This is a genomic window from Robinsoniella sp. KNHs210, from assembly GCF_000686105.1.
Taxonomy (GTDB): domain Bacteria; phylum Bacillota; class Clostridia; order Lachnospirales; family Lachnospiraceae; genus Robinsoniella; species Robinsoniella peoriensis.
On sequence record NZ_JMLZ01000001.1, the window covers coordinates 1,474,333 to 1,492,371 of the forward strand.

The 18,039-nt window shown below is 40.1% G+C and carries 13 protein-coding genes; 12 read left to right on the plus strand and 1 reads right to left on the minus strand.

Going from position 1 to position 18,039, the window contains the following annotated elements:
• From CD03_RS0105700 to CD03_RS0105740, 9 genes are all read left to right on the plus strand, one after another.
• Positions 1 to 651 carry an ABC-2 transporter permease gene (locus CD03_RS0105700; RefSeq protein ID WP_027292804.1) on the plus strand — a complete coding sequence of 217 codons (651 nt, stop codon included), beginning with the start codon at positions 1 to 3 and terminating at the stop codon, positions 649 to 651.
• Between the two features lie 518 nt (positions 652 to 1,169).
• Positions 1,170 to 2,660, plus strand: coding sequence for a sugar ABC transporter ATP-binding protein (locus CD03_RS0105705; protein ID WP_044289174.1), 1,491 nt, complete (start codon positions 1,170 to 1,172; stop codon positions 2,658 to 2,660).
• A gap of 18 nt (positions 2,661 to 2,678) precedes the next feature.
• On the plus strand, positions 2,679 to 3,638 hold the full coding sequence (locus tag CD03_RS0105710) for an ABC transporter permease (protein WP_027292806.1): 960 nt from the start codon (positions 2,679 to 2,681) through the stop codon (positions 3,636 to 3,638).
• A gap of 16 nt (positions 3,639 to 3,654) precedes the next feature.
• Complete coding sequence (locus CD03_RS0105715) at positions 3,655 to 4,833, plus strand: sugar ABC transporter substrate-binding protein (protein ID WP_027292807.1); 1,179 nt, start codon at positions 3,655 to 3,657, stop codon at positions 4,831 to 4,833.
• 31 nt (positions 4,834 to 4,864) lie between these two features.
• Positions 4,865 to 5,839, plus strand: a complete 975-nt coding sequence (locus CD03_RS0105720) for an ABC transporter permease (RefSeq protein WP_027292808.1) — start codon at positions 4,865 to 4,867, stop codon at positions 5,837 to 5,839.
• A 67-nt stretch (positions 5,840 to 5,906) separates the two neighbouring features.
• Positions 5,907 to 7,427 (plus strand): response regulator transcription factor, encoded by a 1,521-nt coding sequence (locus CD03_RS0105725; protein WP_027292809.1) that lies wholly within the window; start codon positions 5,907 to 5,909, stop codon positions 7,425 to 7,427.
• Positions 7,428 to 7,431: 4 nt separating this feature from the next.
• On the plus strand, positions 7,432 to 9,186 hold the full coding sequence (locus CD03_RS0105730; protein WP_081820133.1) for a sensor histidine kinase: 1,755 nt from the start codon (positions 7,432 to 7,434) through the stop codon (positions 9,184 to 9,186).
• Positions 9,179 to 11,884 carry an alpha-L-rhamnosidase gene (locus tag CD03_RS32580; RefSeq protein WP_052377692.1) on the plus strand — a complete coding sequence of 902 codons (2,706 nt, stop codon included), beginning with the start codon at positions 9,179 to 9,181 and terminating at the stop codon, positions 11,882 to 11,884. The genes CD03_RS0105730 and CD03_RS32580 overlap by 8 nt, the downstream gene beginning before the upstream one ends.
• A gap of 18 nt (positions 11,885 to 11,902) precedes the next feature.
• Positions 11,903 to 13,048 carry a glycerate kinase family protein gene (locus CD03_RS0105740; RefSeq protein WP_242849051.1) on the plus strand — a complete coding sequence of 382 codons (1,146 nt, stop codon included), beginning with the start codon at positions 11,903 to 11,905 and terminating at the stop codon, positions 13,046 to 13,048.
• A gap of 1 nt (position 13,049) precedes the next feature.
• On the opposite strand, the gene CD03_RS0105745 is transcribed toward CD03_RS0105740, so the two are convergent.
• A complete protein-coding gene (locus tag CD03_RS0105745; protein WP_027292812.1) occupies positions 13,050 to 13,940 on the minus strand; it encodes an AraC family transcriptional regulator in 891 nt (296 codons plus the stop codon).
• Between the two features lie 225 nt (positions 13,941 to 14,165).
• On the opposite strand from CD03_RS0105745, the gene CD03_RS0105750 reads away from it, so the two are divergent.
• The 3 genes from CD03_RS0105750 to CD03_RS0105760 all read left to right on the plus strand — a co-directional run bounded on the left by CD03_RS0105750 (position 14,166) and on the right by CD03_RS0105760 (position 17,967).
• The gene (locus CD03_RS0105750) at positions 14,166 to 15,380 is read left to right on the plus strand and encodes a uroporphyrinogen decarboxylase family protein (RefSeq protein ID WP_242849052.1); all 1,215 of its coding nucleotides are present in this window, start codon (positions 14,166 to 14,168) and stop codon (positions 15,378 to 15,380) included.
• Between the two features lie 97 nt (positions 15,381 to 15,477).
• A complete protein-coding gene (locus tag CD03_RS0105755; protein ID WP_027292814.1) occupies positions 15,478 to 15,918 on the plus strand; it encodes a hypothetical protein in 441 nt (146 codons plus the stop codon).
• Between the two features lie 36 nt (positions 15,919 to 15,954).
• A complete protein-coding gene (locus CD03_RS0105760) occupies positions 15,955 to 17,967 on the plus strand; it encodes a KUP/HAK/KT family potassium transporter (protein ID WP_027292815.1) in 2,013 nt (670 codons plus the stop codon).
• The last annotated feature ends 72 nt before the right edge of the window (positions 17,968 to 18,039 follow it).

Consider the following 18,039-nt stretch of genomic DNA (forward strand, 5'->3'; position numbering starts at 1 on the left):
ATGGATAAGATTTATAAAGCTTCAAAACTGGATTTCATGCTGATACGCTATTATTTAAAATCAATCTGTTTCACGGTCTGTATTCCCTTTGTTTTTGTATTAGTCTACCGCTCCCTGATAACGGGTATATCATTTGCAATGTTTATGATGGCAATGTCATCTATTTACACCTTTACCGTAGCGGAAAAAAATGATATGCACCGACTCTATGGTACGTTACCCATTTCAACTGCTGAACTGGTATGCGGGAAATATCTGCATCTGTTCTTGCTGGGTGCAATTTCATTGGTGATATCCAGTATTGTGCAGCCCTTGATTTTAATTTCACTGGGAGTGGCCACATCGATTTCAGAGGTGCTTGTGGCTGCCCTCATAGGAAGCATCCTTTTTATTACTTATACAGCATTTCAAATTCCGGGCTATTACAAATTTGGACCTATTAAAGGAAGAGTTTTTATGTATATACCTGTTGTAGGGGTTCTTCTTACCATGTTTGTACTGGAAAAAGCAAATTTAAAAAGTATGGAAATCTTGGATGCCATCGGTCAGAATAAGTTAATTCTTCCCTGCTTCATTTTGATTTATATAGTACTGATTATTGGGATTTCTATAATGTCTTCTAGTAAAATTGTAAAGAATAAGGAATGGTAGGTGAATCATATGGGAACCGTTTTGTTGATAGGGGCGCTTCTGGTATTTGTGGCAGTACCAAGGAGAAGGAGATATCGTGATTATTATGAGTGGAAAAAGAAGAATAGATAGAAAGGTTTCATAAATCAGTTGCTCATCCTAGCTGCTCATTGAAAGTGTCTATAAATCGGGATATAATCAGTATAAAATTATATTATGGAAAAAGGAGCATTAGATATGGAGGAATATATTGCACAACAGGTACATAAAACATGCTTGTGAAGAGATAATTGTAAATGCGATTATGTTTAGTTATAATTATATTCAGAGTATATATTAACAATTTTAAAAGAACTTGCAGAATAGTAATACTTATTCTTCAAGTTCTTTTTATTGTAAAAGGATTGAACCCAAAATAAAAGCTTTCTCCCTTCTGAGGCCAGGTTCTGCATGATATTCTATTATCAGAAATGAAACAACCAATACGTATTGTAAATAAGTAATTTCAATTTAAAGAAAAGGAGAAAATGCAATTGGACATGGAAGTGCTTTTAGAAGTGAAAAATATCCATAAGTCCTTTGGACCTACGAAAGCGCTCACAGATGTTTCTTTCCAATTAAAAGCTGGAGAGGTGAGAGGTTTGATTGGAGAAAATGGATCGGGTAAATCTACGGTTTCTTCTATTATTTCAGGAATGCAGAAGGCAGATCAGGGCGAAATGATATATCAAGGTGCGCCTTATGTTCCGGAAAACGTAATTGATGCAAGTCAAAAAGGGGTTTGTATGATCGTTCAGGAACAGAGTACGGTGGAAAATATATCCGTGGCGGCAAATATTTTTTTGGGAAAAGAGGATTTATTTTCTAACAAAGGATTTGTAGATGTCAGGAAGATGGAATCTGAAGCTGGTAAAGCATTGCAGAAGATTGGTGCAGATCACATATCGCCCCGGGAACTAACGAAGTATCTTAGCTTTGAAGACCGAAAGCTTATGGAGATTGCAAGGGCATTTTATATGAATCCCAAGGTACTGATCGTGGATGAAACGACCACTGCGCTATCCAGAATGGGAAGGGATATTTTATATAAATTAATGAGGACACTTTGTGTGGGAGGCGGTTCCGTAATTTTTATATCTCATGATATCGAAGAGGTGATTGATAAAAGCGATGCGGTAACTGTGCTAAGAGATGGGATTCTTACAGCAACTCTGGATAAGCAGGAATTTTCAGAAGACAGAATCCGAAATCTGATGGTGGGAAGAGAAATCAAAGATGATTATTATCGAATGGATATGGAATGCAAGTATAGTGATGAAGTAGTCTTAAGAGCGCAGCATGTCTCTTGTGGAATATTAAAAGATATTTCTTTAGAGCTTCATGCAGGTGAGATCTTAGGGGTTGGAGGTTTGACGGAATGTGGGATGCATGACCTGGGTAAGCTCTTATTTGGTGTAATGAGGCCGGAAAGCGGAAGGGTTTTGTATAAGGAAAATACAGAGGTCCGAAATCCCGGCATTGCAATACGAAATCACATTGGCTATATGTCAAAAAACAGAGATAAAGAAGCGCTGATGACAGCGTCCAGCATAGAAGATAACATTTGTGTCTCAGCGTATGACTATATCAGTAACATTTTTTATATCCCAAGAAAAAAAGAAAAATCGTTTGCAATGAAATGGGCAGAAGAAATGAATGTAAAGATGCACTCCACTGCTTCTAATGTCAGCAGCTTAAGCGGAGGTAACAAGCAGAAAGTCGTTTTAGCCAAATGGATGGCAAATGAAACAGAGTTATTTATTATGGACTGCCCTACCAGGGGAATTGATGTAGGAGTTAAAGCAGCAATATACCGGCTCATGGAAAAAATAAAAAAAGAAGGGAAGGCAATTCTGATGATTTCAGAGGAATTACCAGAACTTTTGGGAATGAGTGACCGCATTCTGATTTTGAAAGATGGAAAATTGTCAGGGGAATTTCGCAGGAATGACAAATTTACGGAGCAGATCCTGATAGGATCCATGATTTAGAAGAAGGAGGCTATGAATGTGAAAAGTATTACAGGTGTTTTTAAACAGGAAGATGCAGATTTCCGCCAGTATTTTGTGACATTCGTTCCGGTGATAGTGCTTATTTTGATAACAATATTTTTTCAGGCAGTAAGTCAGGGCAGACTATTGTCGGGCAAAAATATCAATGCATTGTTAAACTCGATGTTTTCCATTGTATTGGGGGCGGCAGGCGTATCGTTTCTAATGGCGCAGGGGAACCTGGACTTTTCCCTGGGAGGAATTGTAGGGCTGACCGCAGTTTTGTCAGGCTATGCAGCTCAGTTAAATCCAATTCTGGCAATTGCAGCGGGTATTGCAGCCGGCGCGCTTTGCGGGTGTGTAAATGGCATCATTCATAGTAAGTTTGGAGTATCCTCCATAATTACTACTCTGTCTACAGCTTATATATTCAGAGGAATACAGTGTACGCTCATCACCAGTGGCTCTGTGGGACTTCCGGCATCTATGATGAAACTGGAAAATACTGCATTGAAGGTAGTGCTGATTGCTATTTTTCTGGTGGGAGGTGCCATTCTTTATACAAGAACAAGGTTTGGAAAGTATTGTAAAGCAATTGGTTCAAGAGAGGAAGCATCTTTTCAGTCTGGAATAAGGATTTCCAAAATGAAAATCGGGTGTTTTATACTTACAGGAAGTATTGCAGGATTAGTTGGATTTTTTTATCTGGTTAGAGCAGCATCTGCTTCAGCCAATACAGGAGCAGGGTTTGAATTTGACGTGCTACTGGCATTATTGCTGGGAGGTATGCCAATTTCCGGCGGAGCAGGTGCCAGGTTCCGCAGTGTACTGCTGGGAAGTCTGATTATGGCAATTTTATCAAATGGAATGATCTTATGGGGATTAGACTCAGTGCTGCAGCAATTTATCAGAGGAATTATTTTCCTGGTATCTGTGTCTATTTCGTTTGATCGCAGAAATGTAACTGTGATAGAATAAATTTGGAGGATGAAAGATGAAGAAGAAAGTTGTTTCATTATTATTAACAGTTTGTATGATGACAGTGTTATTGACAGGATGCGTAGGAGAAAGTGAAGAAAATGCAAAAGCAGAGACGACAGAAGAGAGTGCAAAAGGAACGGAAAAAGCAGGGGAATTTACTATCGGGATGCGTTTTCCAATGGCAATCGACCAGATGCAGCAGCAGACAATGGATAATGTAACGGAACTTGTTGAGACGGCAGGTGGGAGTCTTCTGGTAGAAAATGCGGCATTAACACCGGAAGGAAACATTCAGGCATATGAAAGGCTGATTGCAGCAGGAGTAGACGGGCTGGCTGTAATTCCGGCTGCAGATTCAGTACTCCCCCGAATCAAAGAAATGTGTGAGGAAGCACAGATTCCCTGGAGCATTTATTATCGTAGTATTATGGATGAAAATATAAAGTCAGAAATTGAAGCTTCGCCATATTATCTGGGAAATACATATGAAGATGAATATCAGGCAGGATATACCTTGACAAAAAAAATGGGAGAATCAGGATGTAAAAATATTGTATTATTTTCTACGGCGCTGGGAGATACCACAGGAGAACAAAGAGAGTCCGGGATGAATGATGCATGCGCAGAATACGATATGAAGGTTGTGAATGAATTTCGTGCAGTTGCTCAGGCTAGCGATGCTACACAGTCTATGGAAAGTGTTTTAACCACCCATCCGGAAGTTGATGGAATATTTATTTCAGCGGGTACATTAACTCCTGGCATTTTGCCGGCATTAACCAGTCTGTTAGATGAATATAACCGCAAAGACATTAAGATTACCATAATAGATTTCCCACAGGGATTACAGGATGCATTTGCAGAGGGGTATATGCTGGCAGCATGCGGAGGGCATAATGTAACCGATCCGTTATTTTCTGCAAGCCTCGTTATTAATAAAATAAAAGAAACACCGCTGTTTGACAAGTCAGAGTCTATTCGCATTAATCAGATGATTCTGGAAAGCGAAGAGGACGTGGTGAATTATTTTAAATATTGTGAAAATGGAATTTCAACATATACCCCAGATGAGGCGAAAGAGATGTTTTTTAAATTTGACAATAAAGACATTACATCTGAATCATTTAAAAAGACTGCAGAAGAGTATAATATTGATACTGTTGTAGAGCGGCATAAAGAACTTGTTAAATAGGCTGGACACTCTGGAAAGGAACTTACATATTATGAATAGAAAAGTAAAAGGCATTTGCCTCACACTATTTTTACCCCTGGGAATTTACATTCTATTTCTGATTTTTTCACCCGGGCGGTTTGGTAGTTTATCAGTATTACGGGCAATTTTTATCCAGTCTTTTATACCGCTGCTCTGTGCTTTTGGTATGGTATTCGGACGTTCTATGCGAATGCTGGATCTTAGCATTGGAGCCAGAATCATAGCTGCAAGTATGGCGGGGGGAATTGTTGCAATGAAGTACCATACCGGTCTTGCAGGCCTCATAATCGTGACGATAGCAGTTAGTATTGTATTAGGAATTATATGTGGACTGGTATTTAAATATTTTAAAATTCCTTCTATTGTGGTGTCTCTGGTTATTGCTATGATATTTGAAGTAATCGGTGCAAAAGTAACCGGCGGACAGGGTTTTTTGAAACTGGATAAGGATCTGACAATTTTAGGAGGAATGCCGTATAATCTGATTGTTGTAATTATAGCAGCTATTTTGTTCTATTTAGTTTATTATAAAACAAAGTTTTGTTATAATGTTAGAGCGATCAGTGGAGATGAACTGATCGCCAAAGGTAATGGAATAAATGTGCCAAGAACAAAATTCCTGGCATATGTAATTGGTAGTTTTTTTATAGGAATTGCCGCAATTGTACAGATTAGCTATGCTTCTTCCATGTCTGCAAAGTTGAGCATGGAGAGTTTATCTATGGCATTTAAACCGCTTATGGCAATGATTATTGGGGTACAGCTTCAGAATTATGTTGGTATTCCTTTTGGTATATTTATAGGTTCATTTATGATATCAACCCTGTTTTCTGGTTTAGTGGCATTGGGCTTTCCTGCTCCGTCACAGGATATTGCGCTGGGAATATTCCTGGTAATTGTCATATCCATATCTACGAATACGCAAAAACTGTCAATGATATGGGAACGAGTGTTCAGAAAAAGAAACCAGCTGGAACATATTTGAAAATCAATAATGCGATTGCTACTAAGCACAAATTATGAAAACTTAGTTGAAAAAGAGGAGGATACTTGTGGAACAGTTAAAAGTAATGATTGTGGACGACGATATGCTGTCAGTAGATTATATAAAGAATCTGATTCAATGGGAAACTTATGGATTTGAAGTATCCCAGACAGCTTATAATGGAAAACAAGCTTTAAAATTATTTGACAAGTGTCCGGTTCAGCTGCTGATCACGGATATTAGTATGCCTCTTATGGATGGAATTGAACTGATCCGGGAGGTAAAGAAGCAATATCCAGAAACCAGAACAATTTTGCTGACAGCATACAGTGAATTTGAATATGCCAGAGCCGCAGTAACAGCAGGAGTTGACTATTATATTATTAAGGACGAGATGACTAAGGAAGTGCTGGCACAGAAACTGGCTTCCATAAAAAAGACAATTGGTAATATAAAACATATCTCCGGTATCCTTTTTCAAAAAGCATTGATTGATTTTTTTACAGAAGGGGAGGACTTTGTAGCGGAGAGATATCAGAATCAGGAAATCCTGTCTTTTTTTAGCCAGTCATATCCATGTATTCTTCTGGAACAAAATGAAGCGTGGAGATCGTGGGATGAAGGGGAAAACCATCTGGATACGTCAATGGCCGAGATCCTGAAAATTATTTTGGAAGAAATCGGGAATAATAACCTTATGCAGTATGGCATATTACCTTTTCACCAGATCTTGCTGTTTTTCAGACCGGATGGATCAGGTTATGATTATAAGCAATACCAGAGAATTATTCAAATGAGTAGTCGTTTGGTTGATCTCCTAAGAGAAGATAAAAAAGTTTTTACCGCTTATTATATGTATTTACCTGTTTCAGTAACTTATATCAATAAATTTATTAAGAACCGGTTAGACAGCTATGCTTTTCTTCATGGGTGTAAAAAAGCTTATTGCATGGAGGAATGCACGGTGACAGAGTCCCGGGAAGGAAAATCAGTTAGAGAAGAACAGGTAAAAAAGTATTTGGATGAACAGGATGAGAAAGGATTTTATTTATATGTGGAGGAGTGCCTGGCAGTACAATCCGTTGGTATAAGTATGATTTTTAAAAATCTGCAAGAGTTTATGCGTATACTGGATAAAATACTGCAGAGTGACGGTTTGGAACAGGCAGACGTATTTGAAACAAAGAGCCTGTATGATATTAAAGAGATCAGAAAGTGGATACAGGATGGATTTTCCCGTCTACTGCGAAGGCGGGGAAGCATGGGGGTTCGCTGGGAGGTCAGCGAGGCTATGCGCTATGTGAGGAAACACTATCAAAGGGAGGATCTTGCAATTTCTGAGCTGGCAGGCCATGTGGGAATCAGTAACAGCCGGCTGAGTGTTCTATTTAAACAGGATACGGGAATAACAATCAACCAGTTTATTACCGGGATACGTATTGAAAGGGCTAAGGAATTATTGCTTCAGGGTAATTATAAAGTATATGAAGTAGCGGAACAGGTGGGATATGTGACCAGTCAGTATTTGAGTAAGATTTTTTATCGGGAAACAGGCTGCTATCCGGCGGAATATAAGCGAAAGGGCTGAATAAATGTCGAAATTACAGAAGAGAGCAGTTCGAATGGTGATATGGATGTATCTGGCAGTACTGATAATCGGTACATTTTTTTCATACCTGATGATATTCAAGCCGCTGAAAAAAGAAGCAATTGAAAGATATCAGGCGCAGAATAATTATGTGTTGGAAGAAATGGATTCAAATCTAAAAATCATTGAGGAGTATGCAAACAGCATTGCCTATGCAAAGGAACTTACGAATGAATTGGAATGCTATGAGAAGGATAGCGCCAACAAGAACTATGAGTATGATTTAAGCAATACCTTAAATACGCTGGTCTATGTAAAATCAGGAGTAAGAAGCATTGCTTTACATAGTTTTGAAGCACCGGTTGTATATTCCCTGATACCTCCATCAGAAGCAGAGCAGGAAGTTCTTACAGGCAAATGGTATGAGGAACTCAGGGAGAGGAAAAGGGGCGGCGGATTTTCTCAGGGATTTTATGTCAAACAAGAGAATTCAAAAACCGTAAAGGTACTGGCTTACGGCAGGAATTTCCGGGTGCATGGACAGCGATTTACTGTAACAATTTTTCTGGACTATACAGAACTTTTTGGAAAAATAGAACGGTTCCGGGGACGGGAATTTGATAACTCGGCATGGCTGACATCCCAGAGGGAACCTCTTTTTCCAGAGCAGAATCATAAAGGGCAGGAACAGTTAGAAGAACTGATTGCTACTGGGCAGGAGGTTGTAGAAACATCCAAAGGGGTCTGCTATATTCGTCATATTTATCAGTATCCTTATATTTCTGTAGCTTTTGTTTCAGAAAAGAGGTTATATGGTGTTTTCTCTGAATATATCAGCATGATTTTTCTGTTTCTGGCAGCATTTTTTCTGGCTTCACTTATCGGTATATTGCTGATGATACGAAAAATTACGCGTCCTGTCTCTGATCTGTCACAAGTAATGTCAGAGGCGGTTAATCAGGATCTCAATGTCCAGCTTAATGTGGATTCTGATGACGAAATAGGAGATTTAAGCAGGATCTTCAATAATATGATGGTAGATTTAAAGGATTATGTGGAAAGACTGGTCGAAAAAGAAAAGAGAGAGCAGGAGATGCGCTTTGGACTTTTGGCAAGCCAGATAGATCCACACTTTGTGTGTAATACGCTCAATACAGTGAATTACCTTGCAAAACAGAAGCGGGATGAGGATGTGATTGTTGTCAGTACTGCACTTTCAAATATATTGCGGGACAGATTGAGGCTGAAAGATTTTCAGATATATGATACGGTGAAGCAGGAGGTTCTGACGGTACAGAGGTATCTGAAAATTCAGGAATACCGATATGGAAAAAAGGTAGAGGTCAGTTGGAATGTGAGCCAGGAAGTGAAGGAATGTAACATACCTAAAAATCTGATACAGCCTCTGATAGAAAATTCTCTGTTTCACGGATTAGCAGATGAAGATACAGGAGAAATTGAAGGATACATAAAAATAGATATATATCAACGGGATAATGACCTTTTGATTCGTGTAACGGACAGCGGAAGAGGGATGACCCCTTCCAAAGTACAGAAACTTAGGGCAGAGCAGGCTGATACTTTCTTAAAAGGCAGAGGAATCGGCATATCGGGAATACGGGAAAGACTAAAGATTTTATATCACGACAAATATGCATTCAGTATCGAAAGTACAATAGGCAGGGGGACTGCAGTGCAGATAGAGATTTTAAATGTGTGTAAATCAGAGGAACTTATGGAGGTGGATAGTATTGAATAGTACAATGAGAATTGTAAATACCTATGTGGAGTACAGGGAGAATCCTTTGGGAATTGATGTAGAGAAACCCAGATTTTCCTGGATACTGGAAGATGAAAGACGCGACAGCTTCCAGGAAGCTTATCAGATTCAAACAGCAGCAGATGATGAATTCGGGCATATATTATGGGATACCGGAAGGATTCATTCAAGCGATTCTATACAGATACCCTATGGTGGAGAACCTATGAAATCCAGAAAACGGTACTATTATCGCATTAAGGTATGGAATCATAAGTGGGAGGAAAGCGAATGGAGTAAAACGGCATGGTGGGAAACCGCTTTTATGGATTACCGGGAGTGGAATGCAGACTGGATAACACCGGAATATGATTTTCAAGCACCTAAAAGCGCCTGCCCCGTCATGCGTACTGAGTTTCAACTAACAAAAAAAGTAAAGGAAGCCAGGGTATATGTAACTGCAAAAGGGGTATATGAACTTCGCTTAAATGGAAATAAAGTTGGTGAGGATTTTCTTACTCCAGGATGGACTTCTTATAATAAACGGATTTTATATCAGACTTATGATGTAACAAAAATGCTTCAAACAGGAAATAACGCAATTGGTGCAGTGATTGGAAGCGGATGGTATAAAGGGGAACTTGGATGGAGATCCAGAAGAAATCTGTATGGTGGTAGGGAAGCTTTGATACTGGAACTTCACATCATTTATGAAGATGGGACTTCTCAGGAAATTCTAAGCGGACCAGACTGGACTTCTTCTTACCGGGGACCGATTCTTTATGCAGAAAATTATCATGGGGAGACATATGATGCGAGGCTTGAAATGCCGTGGGATATTTCCGGGATTGAGAGGGAAGCATGGTTTGGAGTACGACCAATGGGTAGAATGCCAAAAGATATACTAAGGGCACAGGAATGTGAGTGTGTGAAAATCCGGGAGATCCTCAGACCAAAGGCACTATTCCGTACCCCCAACGGAGAAACTATACTGGATATGGGACAAAACATGACAGGCTGGATACGTTTTCGAGTGAGTGGGAAGCCTGGCAGCAGGGTAGTTTTAACCCATGCGGAAATTCTGGATACGGATGGAAATTTCTATGTTGATAACTTAAAGGGAGCTAAGCAGAGGATAGAATATGTCTTAAAGGGCAAAGGAACAGAAGTATTCCAGCCTCACTTTACATTTCAGGGTTTTCGTTATGTTATGATAGAAGAATTTCCAGGTGAACCTCAGATAGAACAATTTGAAGGCCTGGTTTTATATTCAGATATGGAACGGACTGGATTTTTTTCCTGCTCAGATACACTATTAAATAAGCTTTATGAAAATGTGCTGTGGAGCCAGAAAGGCAATTTTTTAGATATTCCAACGGACTGTCCTCAGAGATGTGAACGTCTGGGATGGACAGCAGATATACAAATATTTGCAGCAACGGCTGCAATGAATATGAAAATTCCGCTTTTTTTAACGAAATGGCTCCGTGATCTGGCTGCAGAACAATTCGAGAGTGGCGGAGTACCCTGGGTGGTTCCTGATATTTACGATGATACTTATGCTTATGATCTCGCCGGATATACCGGTCAAAGTGAGCAGGTAGCTGCTGCATGGGGAGATGCGGCTACAATATGTCCCTGGACACTGTATCAGCATTATGGAGATATCCGTATTTTACAGGAACAATATGACAGTATGAAAAAATATGTTGATTACATATACCATCAGGGCGACAATCCCTTTTGTTGGGATACTGGACATCAGTTGGGAGACTGGGTGGCGCTTGATGCACCTTATGGCAGCTTTGTAGGTGCAACGGATACGGCCTTTGTTGCTACAGCCTATTATGCTTATTCCACCCGCATTCTGTATCAGGCGGCTGAAATAATTGGAAACCTGAAAGATGCAAGAGATTATCGTCAGTTATATGAGAAGATACGGAGTGAATTTCAAAATAAATATGTGAGGAAAGATGGCAGCCTGAGTGTAAAAACACAGACGGCAATTGTTCTGGCACTTCATTTCCAGTTAGTGCAGAACGAATTCAGGCAAGGCCTGGCAGATGAATTGGCAGCCTGGCTGGAAAGAACTAATTATGATCTGATAACGGGATTTGTAGGTACACCTTATATCTGTCATGTGCTCACTGCATATGGACATGCAGCTACTGCGTATCGTTTGCTTTTGAAACAAGATTATCCGTCTTGGCTTTATCAGGTTACAAAGGGAGCCACTACGGTTTGGGAACATCTGGATGGTCTAAAACCGGATGGCACTTTATGGAATCCGAGAATGAATTCTTTTAATCACTATGCATATGGTTCTGTAGCCGAATGGCTTTATAAAGGTGTTACAGGAATTAGTATTGGTGAGCATGGAGCAGGATACAGACATTTTCAGTTTGCACCTGAAATAGGAGGTGGTATCAACTGGGCAGAGACTGTTTTAACAACGATGTATGGAGAAATACGGGCATTCTGGCGACGATGTGAAGATAAAATAGACTTCCATTTGAAGGTTCCTGTAAATACAACAGCACAAATCATACTTCCGGTAAGTCAATTGGAAAGTATCAGGGAATCAGGGAAGAGGCCGGAGCTTGGAAATGGCATACACCATATTAAAACAGAAGGCGCTCAAATTTATATCTATGTTGGTTCAGGGAATTATAATTTTGAGTGTATGGAAACTAAGTAGGCAAGGGCAGGTAGAAAAATGAGTTTTAATTTGAAGAAATGTATTGTTATCCCCGACTCATTTAAAGGGACAATGACATCTATGGAAGTGTGCCGGATTATGGAGCGTGCAATCAGAAAACATTTTCCAAACTGCCTGATACACAGTATTCCGGTAGCTGACGGAGGTGAAGGGACAGTAGAATGTTTTGTGGCAGCGCTTGAGATGGAAAGGATAAAAAAGGAAGTTACAGGACCTTATGGAGAAAGACTGACTGCGGCTTATGCCGTAAAGGATACCATTGCAGTAATAGAAACTGCCAGTGTGGCAGGGCTGCCATATGCGGAGAGTATTGGCCATCTGTCTCCCAGAGAAGGAATGACCTATGGTCTGGGAGAGCTGATCAGGGATGCTGTGGGACGGGGATGTAAAACTATTATTTTAGGGCTTGGAGGAAGTTGTACCAATGACGGAGGAACCGGGATGGCACTGGCTGCAGGCGTAGTATTTTATGATAGCCATGGAAGGGAATTTACTCCCCGTCCCGATACGCTATGCAGGATTGCCGGTATAAACACGGAAAAAGCAGAAGAGCTTTTGGCAGGCTGTACAGTTATAGGTATGTGCGATATTGATAATCCCATGTACGGAGAATCTGGAGCGGCTTACATATTTGCTCCGCAGAAAGGAGCAGATTCGGCGGATGTCAGAATTTTAAACGAGAATCTCATAATATTGGGTCAGGTACTGGAAAAACATACTGGAAAGCAAATTGCACAAATGAAAGGAAGCGGTGCGGCAGGTGCCCTGGGAGCAGGGATACTGGGATTTTTAGGAGGAAAACTAGAATCCGGAATAGATACGGTTCTGGATCAGATTGAATATGAAAAAATGTTACAGGGGGCTGACATGGTTTTCACAGGAGAAGGAAGATTTGATAGTCAGAGTCTAAGAGGAAAAGTCATTGCCGGAACATCGAAGAGAGCAGGTGCATGCCAGGTCCCTGTTACGGCTGTGGTTGGCTCTATAGAGCCGGATACGGAAAAAGCATATTCCATGGGCGTTACATCCGTATTTTCCATAAACCAGAAAGCCGAAGATTTTCAAACCTCAAAATATTCCAGTAAAGAAAATCTGCATAAAACAATGGATAACCTGATGCGCTTTTACAAATCTGCAAGATAAGTTACAGCTTTAACAACACCTGCGTTTTCTTCCGATATGCGCTGGGCGAAATCCCAATGTATCTGGTGAAATATTTATTATAGTGGGAATGGTCATAGAACCCTAATGTGTGGGCGATTTCTGTGACAGGAGCATCCGTCAGAAGCAGGCGGATGCTTTTTTCAAGTTTGCATTCAATAATATAATTACTCAATGTGGAGCCGCTGATTTTTTTGACAATGCGGTTGATCTGCTGGGGATGCAGCATCAGGGTGTCAGAAATCAGAGAGATAATATCACCGCTCTGTTCATAAATATGTTCATTAATCAGCTCAGTTATCCGAATGATCCGTTCGTCAAGCTCATCTTTTTGAAAAGAATGGGATTGATAAAAGTTATCGCATAAAAGCAGTAGGATATTAAACAGACAGTTGAACTCATATAAATCAGATAGTTCTCCAGTTATCATTTTTTTTCCAAAATAAGCAGTAAAGAAGGCATCTGCAATAGACATGGTGTTTTCTTCTAATTCCAGATGGAGCGGAGCAGAAGAAGAATTTCCATGTTTTAATAAAAAATATTGCATCGTAGAGCAATGCAGCGATGCTGATGATAATTCATGAAACAACAATTTTGGCAGCAGATAGATATTTTTAACATGCCAGTTTTGTACCTGGGAAATGGCATGGGTTGAGCCTATGGGGATGAAGTAAATGCTCCCACGCTTCAGAGGATATACCCCATGGGAGGTGTGGTGTAAAGCACTCCCGTGGGTAGTGATGCCGATTTCAACAAATTCATGGGAATGTTCTCCCAGCCGCTCTGAATTCTCAAAAGAATAATCTTCTGAGAATATAGGGAGCGATGTGTAGTTATGTATATAATTTGTAGTTAAAATATTTTCACTTTTCATAATTGAATTATATATATATTACCATAAAAAATCAATAGTTATCATTAAAAATAAAATGAAAAGGCATTATTTTACACAAAGAAATACTTCATTTACAAGCAATTCAAATCCTTCTTTATTATAATAGAGTAAGATATCCCGAGACATGAGCAGAGAGGTATCTTACCCTCGCGGCAGCAGCCAGATGTCCCGCAAGCGCGCCCATTTGACTTGTTGTTCGCGGAAATGAAAAAGGAGAAAAATAATATGACGGCTGCGGAACGTATGTTTAAAACACTGAATTTTGAGAAAATGGATGGGGGAGGGGCTTTTGCGGAAACCTTCTTTCCCTGGGACTTAAGTGTAGACCGGTGGGTGCAGGAAGGGCTCCCGGAAAAATTCACTTCCTCGTATTTATATCCTATGCCCAAGGAGCGTTATATGAGGTATTTTAATGACTTAATGACAGAACACGTTTATGAATATGAGCAGTTTCTGGGATATGACGGAGTAAAAAGAATGTCATTTTGCATTCCGTTTAAAGGCTTTGACGAGAAGATTCTGGAGGATAATGATGAATATATTCTGAAAATGGATGAAGATGGCTGGCAGAGAGCTTATTATAAAAAGCGCTCTCTGGTAAAAGAGATTAAACCGGTTGTGGATGGGGAAGAGGCCTGGGAGCGGTTAAAAGAAAATACTTTGCGGGAAATTGAAAAATACTGTACGGACGAAAATCTTCAGCGTACATATGGCAAATACAAAGAGGGGCATGAACGGGGAGACTTTTCTATCCGGTTCCGGGCTTCCGGATTTTTCTGGACACCCCGGGAACTGATGGGTGTGGAAGAACAGCTAATGGCATTTTATGAAATGCCTGAATTACTCCACGAGATCAATGACTTTATTCTGAAAATATATTTACACTTTTTTGATAAGATTTTTGACATCATTAAACCGGACGTTCTCTTATTTCCTGAGGATTTGAGCGGTGCAAACGGGCCGATGATATCACCTGGAATGTTTGACGAATTTGTAGGTTCCTATTATGAAAAATTAATTCCGTTTTTGAAGAAAAAAGGAGTAAAAAATGTATTCGTAGATACCGATGGTGATTTCCGGCAATTAATTCCTAATTTCAGAAAAGCAGGTGTGGATGGATTTCTGCCAATGGATGTTAATGCAGGAATGGATATCGTGAAGGTCAGAGAAGAGTTTCCGGACATCAAATTTATCGGGGCATACAATAAATTAGTGATCGCAGAGGGAGAAGAAGCAATCGACCGTGAATTTCAGCGGCTGCTTCCGGTAATCCGCCAGGGAGGATATGTGCCTGGAGCGGATCATCAGGTGGCACCTTCTACTTCTTTTCAAAATTATATGTACTATATAAAAAGATTAAAGGAAGTGATGCAGCAGGCTGGGGCTGACAGTAAAAAAGTAAGTGAAAGCTGCGGGTGAATTGCAGGATAATAATGAAGGTTGACACCAGGCTCTATTTGTGCTAATATGCCGATGAAATGAATATATTACATGCAAACATAGTAAGGGAGAAAAAATGAAAAATAATATCTGGTCAATTATTTTATTGATTGCATTGTTTTTATGCCTCCCCGTTCTTTTTTATAGCAATAAGCCTAAGCAGCCCGACAGCATAAATCAAAAGCTGAATTCTCAGGAGTCAGTAGTTATCGGTATGAATCATGCAATACAACAGCTGGATACGCCGGATTTTCAAAAAGCTGAGACTATATTTAGGACCTGTTCAGTGGGAAATGAGGGGAAAAGTATTCAGGAGGTTTTAAGAAGCCAGAATCTTTATTTAAGAGGGCTTTGTGCACTGCTTTTCTATACACTCTTTTTATTTGTATTTGGAGGTGTCTGGGGCAGGCCTTATGTTTTTTTATGCAATTGTTTTCAATTGATGGAAAAATATATGTTGATGATACGAACGAACCATCGAAAGGATGGAAAAAAAAGAACCCTTTCTTTTAGCTGATTCATTCAAAAGCAGTAAAGAGAAAGGGTGAATAATATGAGAAAACAGGAGAGTTCTGCGAAAATTCCTGTAAGTCTTGGCGCAGTTTTAATATCGATTGGAGTGGTTTACGGGGACATCGGGACTTCACCGATGTATGTAATGAAATCAATTATATATGGCAACGGAGGTTTGGCACATGTGGATGAGGAACTGATTCTGGGTTCATTGTCCCTGGTCATCTGGACGGTCATACTGCTGACTACGGTGAAGTACGTATTGATTGCCATGCAGGCGGATAATCATGGTGAGGGAGGAATTTTCTCTCTTTACAGCCTGGTGAAAAAATATGGAAAGTGGCTGATTGTACCGGCAATGATTGGTGGAGCTGCCCTGCTGGCAGATGGTGTGCTTACGCCGGCAGTTACGGTAACTACGGCTATTGAAGGACTTCGCAGTATTCCGGCGATGCATTCCTTATTGGGGAGCGGTCAAAATAAAATCGTAGTGATAACGCTGATTATCATTGCCGGTTTATTTCTGGTTCAAAAGGCGGGAACCAGCTCGATAGGTAAAGCATTTGGACCGGTTATGACGATTTGGTTTTTCTTTCTGGCAGCGGCAGGTATTCTAAATATTTCCGGCAATCCATTAATTTTTCGTGCACTTAACCCCCTGTGGGCTGTGAAAATTCTGATCAGTCCGGCTAATCATATGGGGTTTATGATTTTGGGAAGCGTTTTCCTTGCAACCACAGGAGCGGAAGCACTGTACTCGGATATGGGGCATGTTGGAAAAGACAATATCTATATAAGCTGGCCATTTGTAAAAATATGCCTGATACTGAATTATCTTGGACAGGGAGCATGGCTCATGGGAAATCAGAAGCAGAGTGCATTATACAGCATTCCCGATATGAATCCCTTTTTCCAGATGCTTCCGGAAGGAGTTCGTCCTCTGGCTGTTTTACTGGGAGCGATGGCTGCAATTATTGCTTCCCAGGCGTTGATCACAGGTTCATTTACCCTGGTATCCGAGGCAAGCCGGCTGGACTTGATGCCCCATATGCAGATATCTTATCCGTCTAAGACAAAAGGACAGCTTTTTATTCCGCTTGTCAATATGGTAATATGGTTTTTTTGTTCCATTGTCGTGTTATATTTTCAAACCAGCGAACACATGGAAGCGGCATACGGGCTGGCAATTACACTTACGATGCTGATGACAACGCTGTTGCTGTTTATTTATTTAAAAGATGAAAAGAAACAGAAGATTCCTGCATTTATTTTCCTGGTATTTTTTGGTGGTCTGGAAGGGACATTTTTTATATCCAGTCTCAGCAAATTTTCCAGGGGCGGATATGTAGCACTTTTAATAGCCCTGCTTTTGTTTGGTATTATGCTGGTATGGCATCGTGGAACTGCAATAGAAGCGTCTCAGGCGGTATGCTTTAATATCCGTGATTATCTGAAACAGTTGGGAAAACTCCGTCAGGATGTGGAATACCCAATGCAGACAGATAATCTGGTCTATATTACAAAGGAACCGGAAATGGAGGAACTGGATCGTGATATTTTATATTCCATTCTGGATAGAAAGCCTAAGAGAGCCCAGGCTTATTGGTTTGTGACGATTAAAGTAACAGATGAACCGTATACCCGTGAGTATAAGGTAGAAAATTTTGGAACCGATTATATATTTAGGGTTCAGTTAAGACTGGGATTCAAGGTTGATCAGAGAGTAAATGTATACCTGAGACAGATCGTAGAAGAATTAATTACAAGTGGAGAGCTTCCTTCCCAGCAAAGAGAATATTCAGTATATGAGCCTGGTGAGGTAGGCGATTTTGAGTTTTGCCTGATACGGAAACTATTAGTTCCGGAAAGTGATATTACAGCTTCGGGCAGAGCGGCAGTATCTTTAAAATATGCGATTCGCCACATTGCAGGATCTCCGGCACGGTGGTACGGGCTGGAAAATGCATCTCTGATGATTGAATATGTTCCGCTGTTTATTAAAATGAAAACTTTACGGCCGTTAAAACGGTTAACAGAGGAGACAGGAAAATAAAAATAAGTTAAAATTGAAACAAATATAGTTATACAATGAGAAACGGGCAAAGAAGAGGATCAATACTGTTCT

Coding starts and splice junctions, on each gene's coding strand:
- CD03_RS0105755 (WP_027292814.1), top strand. CDS start 15,478: ATGAAAAATAATATCTGGTCAATTATTTTATTGATTGCATTGTTTTTA.
- CD03_RS0105760 (WP_027292815.1), top strand. CDS start 15,955: ATGAGAAAACAGGAGAGTTCTGCGAAAATTCCTGTAAGTCTTGGCGCA.
- CD03_RS0105705 (WP_044289174.1), top strand. CDS start 1,170: ATGGAAGTGCTTTTAGAAGTGAAAAATATCCATAAGTCCTTTGGACCT.
- CD03_RS0105730 (WP_081820133.1), top strand. CDS start 7,432: ATGTCGAAATTACAGAAGAGAGCAGTTCGAATGGTGATATGGATGTAT.
- CD03_RS0105740 (WP_242849051.1), top strand. CDS start 11,903: ATGAGTTTTAATTTGAAGAAATGTATTGTTATCCCCGACTCATTTAAA.
- CD03_RS0105700 (WP_027292804.1), top strand. CDS start 1: ATGGATAAGATTTATAAAGCTTCAAAACTGGATTTCATGCTGATACGC.
- CD03_RS0105715 (WP_027292807.1), top strand. CDS start 3,655: ATGAAGAAGAAAGTTGTTTCATTATTATTAACAGTTTGTATGATGACA.
- CD03_RS0105750 (WP_242849052.1), top strand. CDS start 14,166: ATGAAAAAGGAGAAAAATAATATGACGGCTGCGGAACGTATGTTTAAA.
- CD03_RS0105720 (WP_027292808.1), top strand. CDS start 4,865: ATGAATAGAAAAGTAAAAGGCATTTGCCTCACACTATTTTTACCCCTG.
- CD03_RS0105745 (WP_027292812.1), bottom strand. CDS start 13,940: ATGAAAAGTGAAAATATTTTAACTACAAATTATATACATAACTACACA.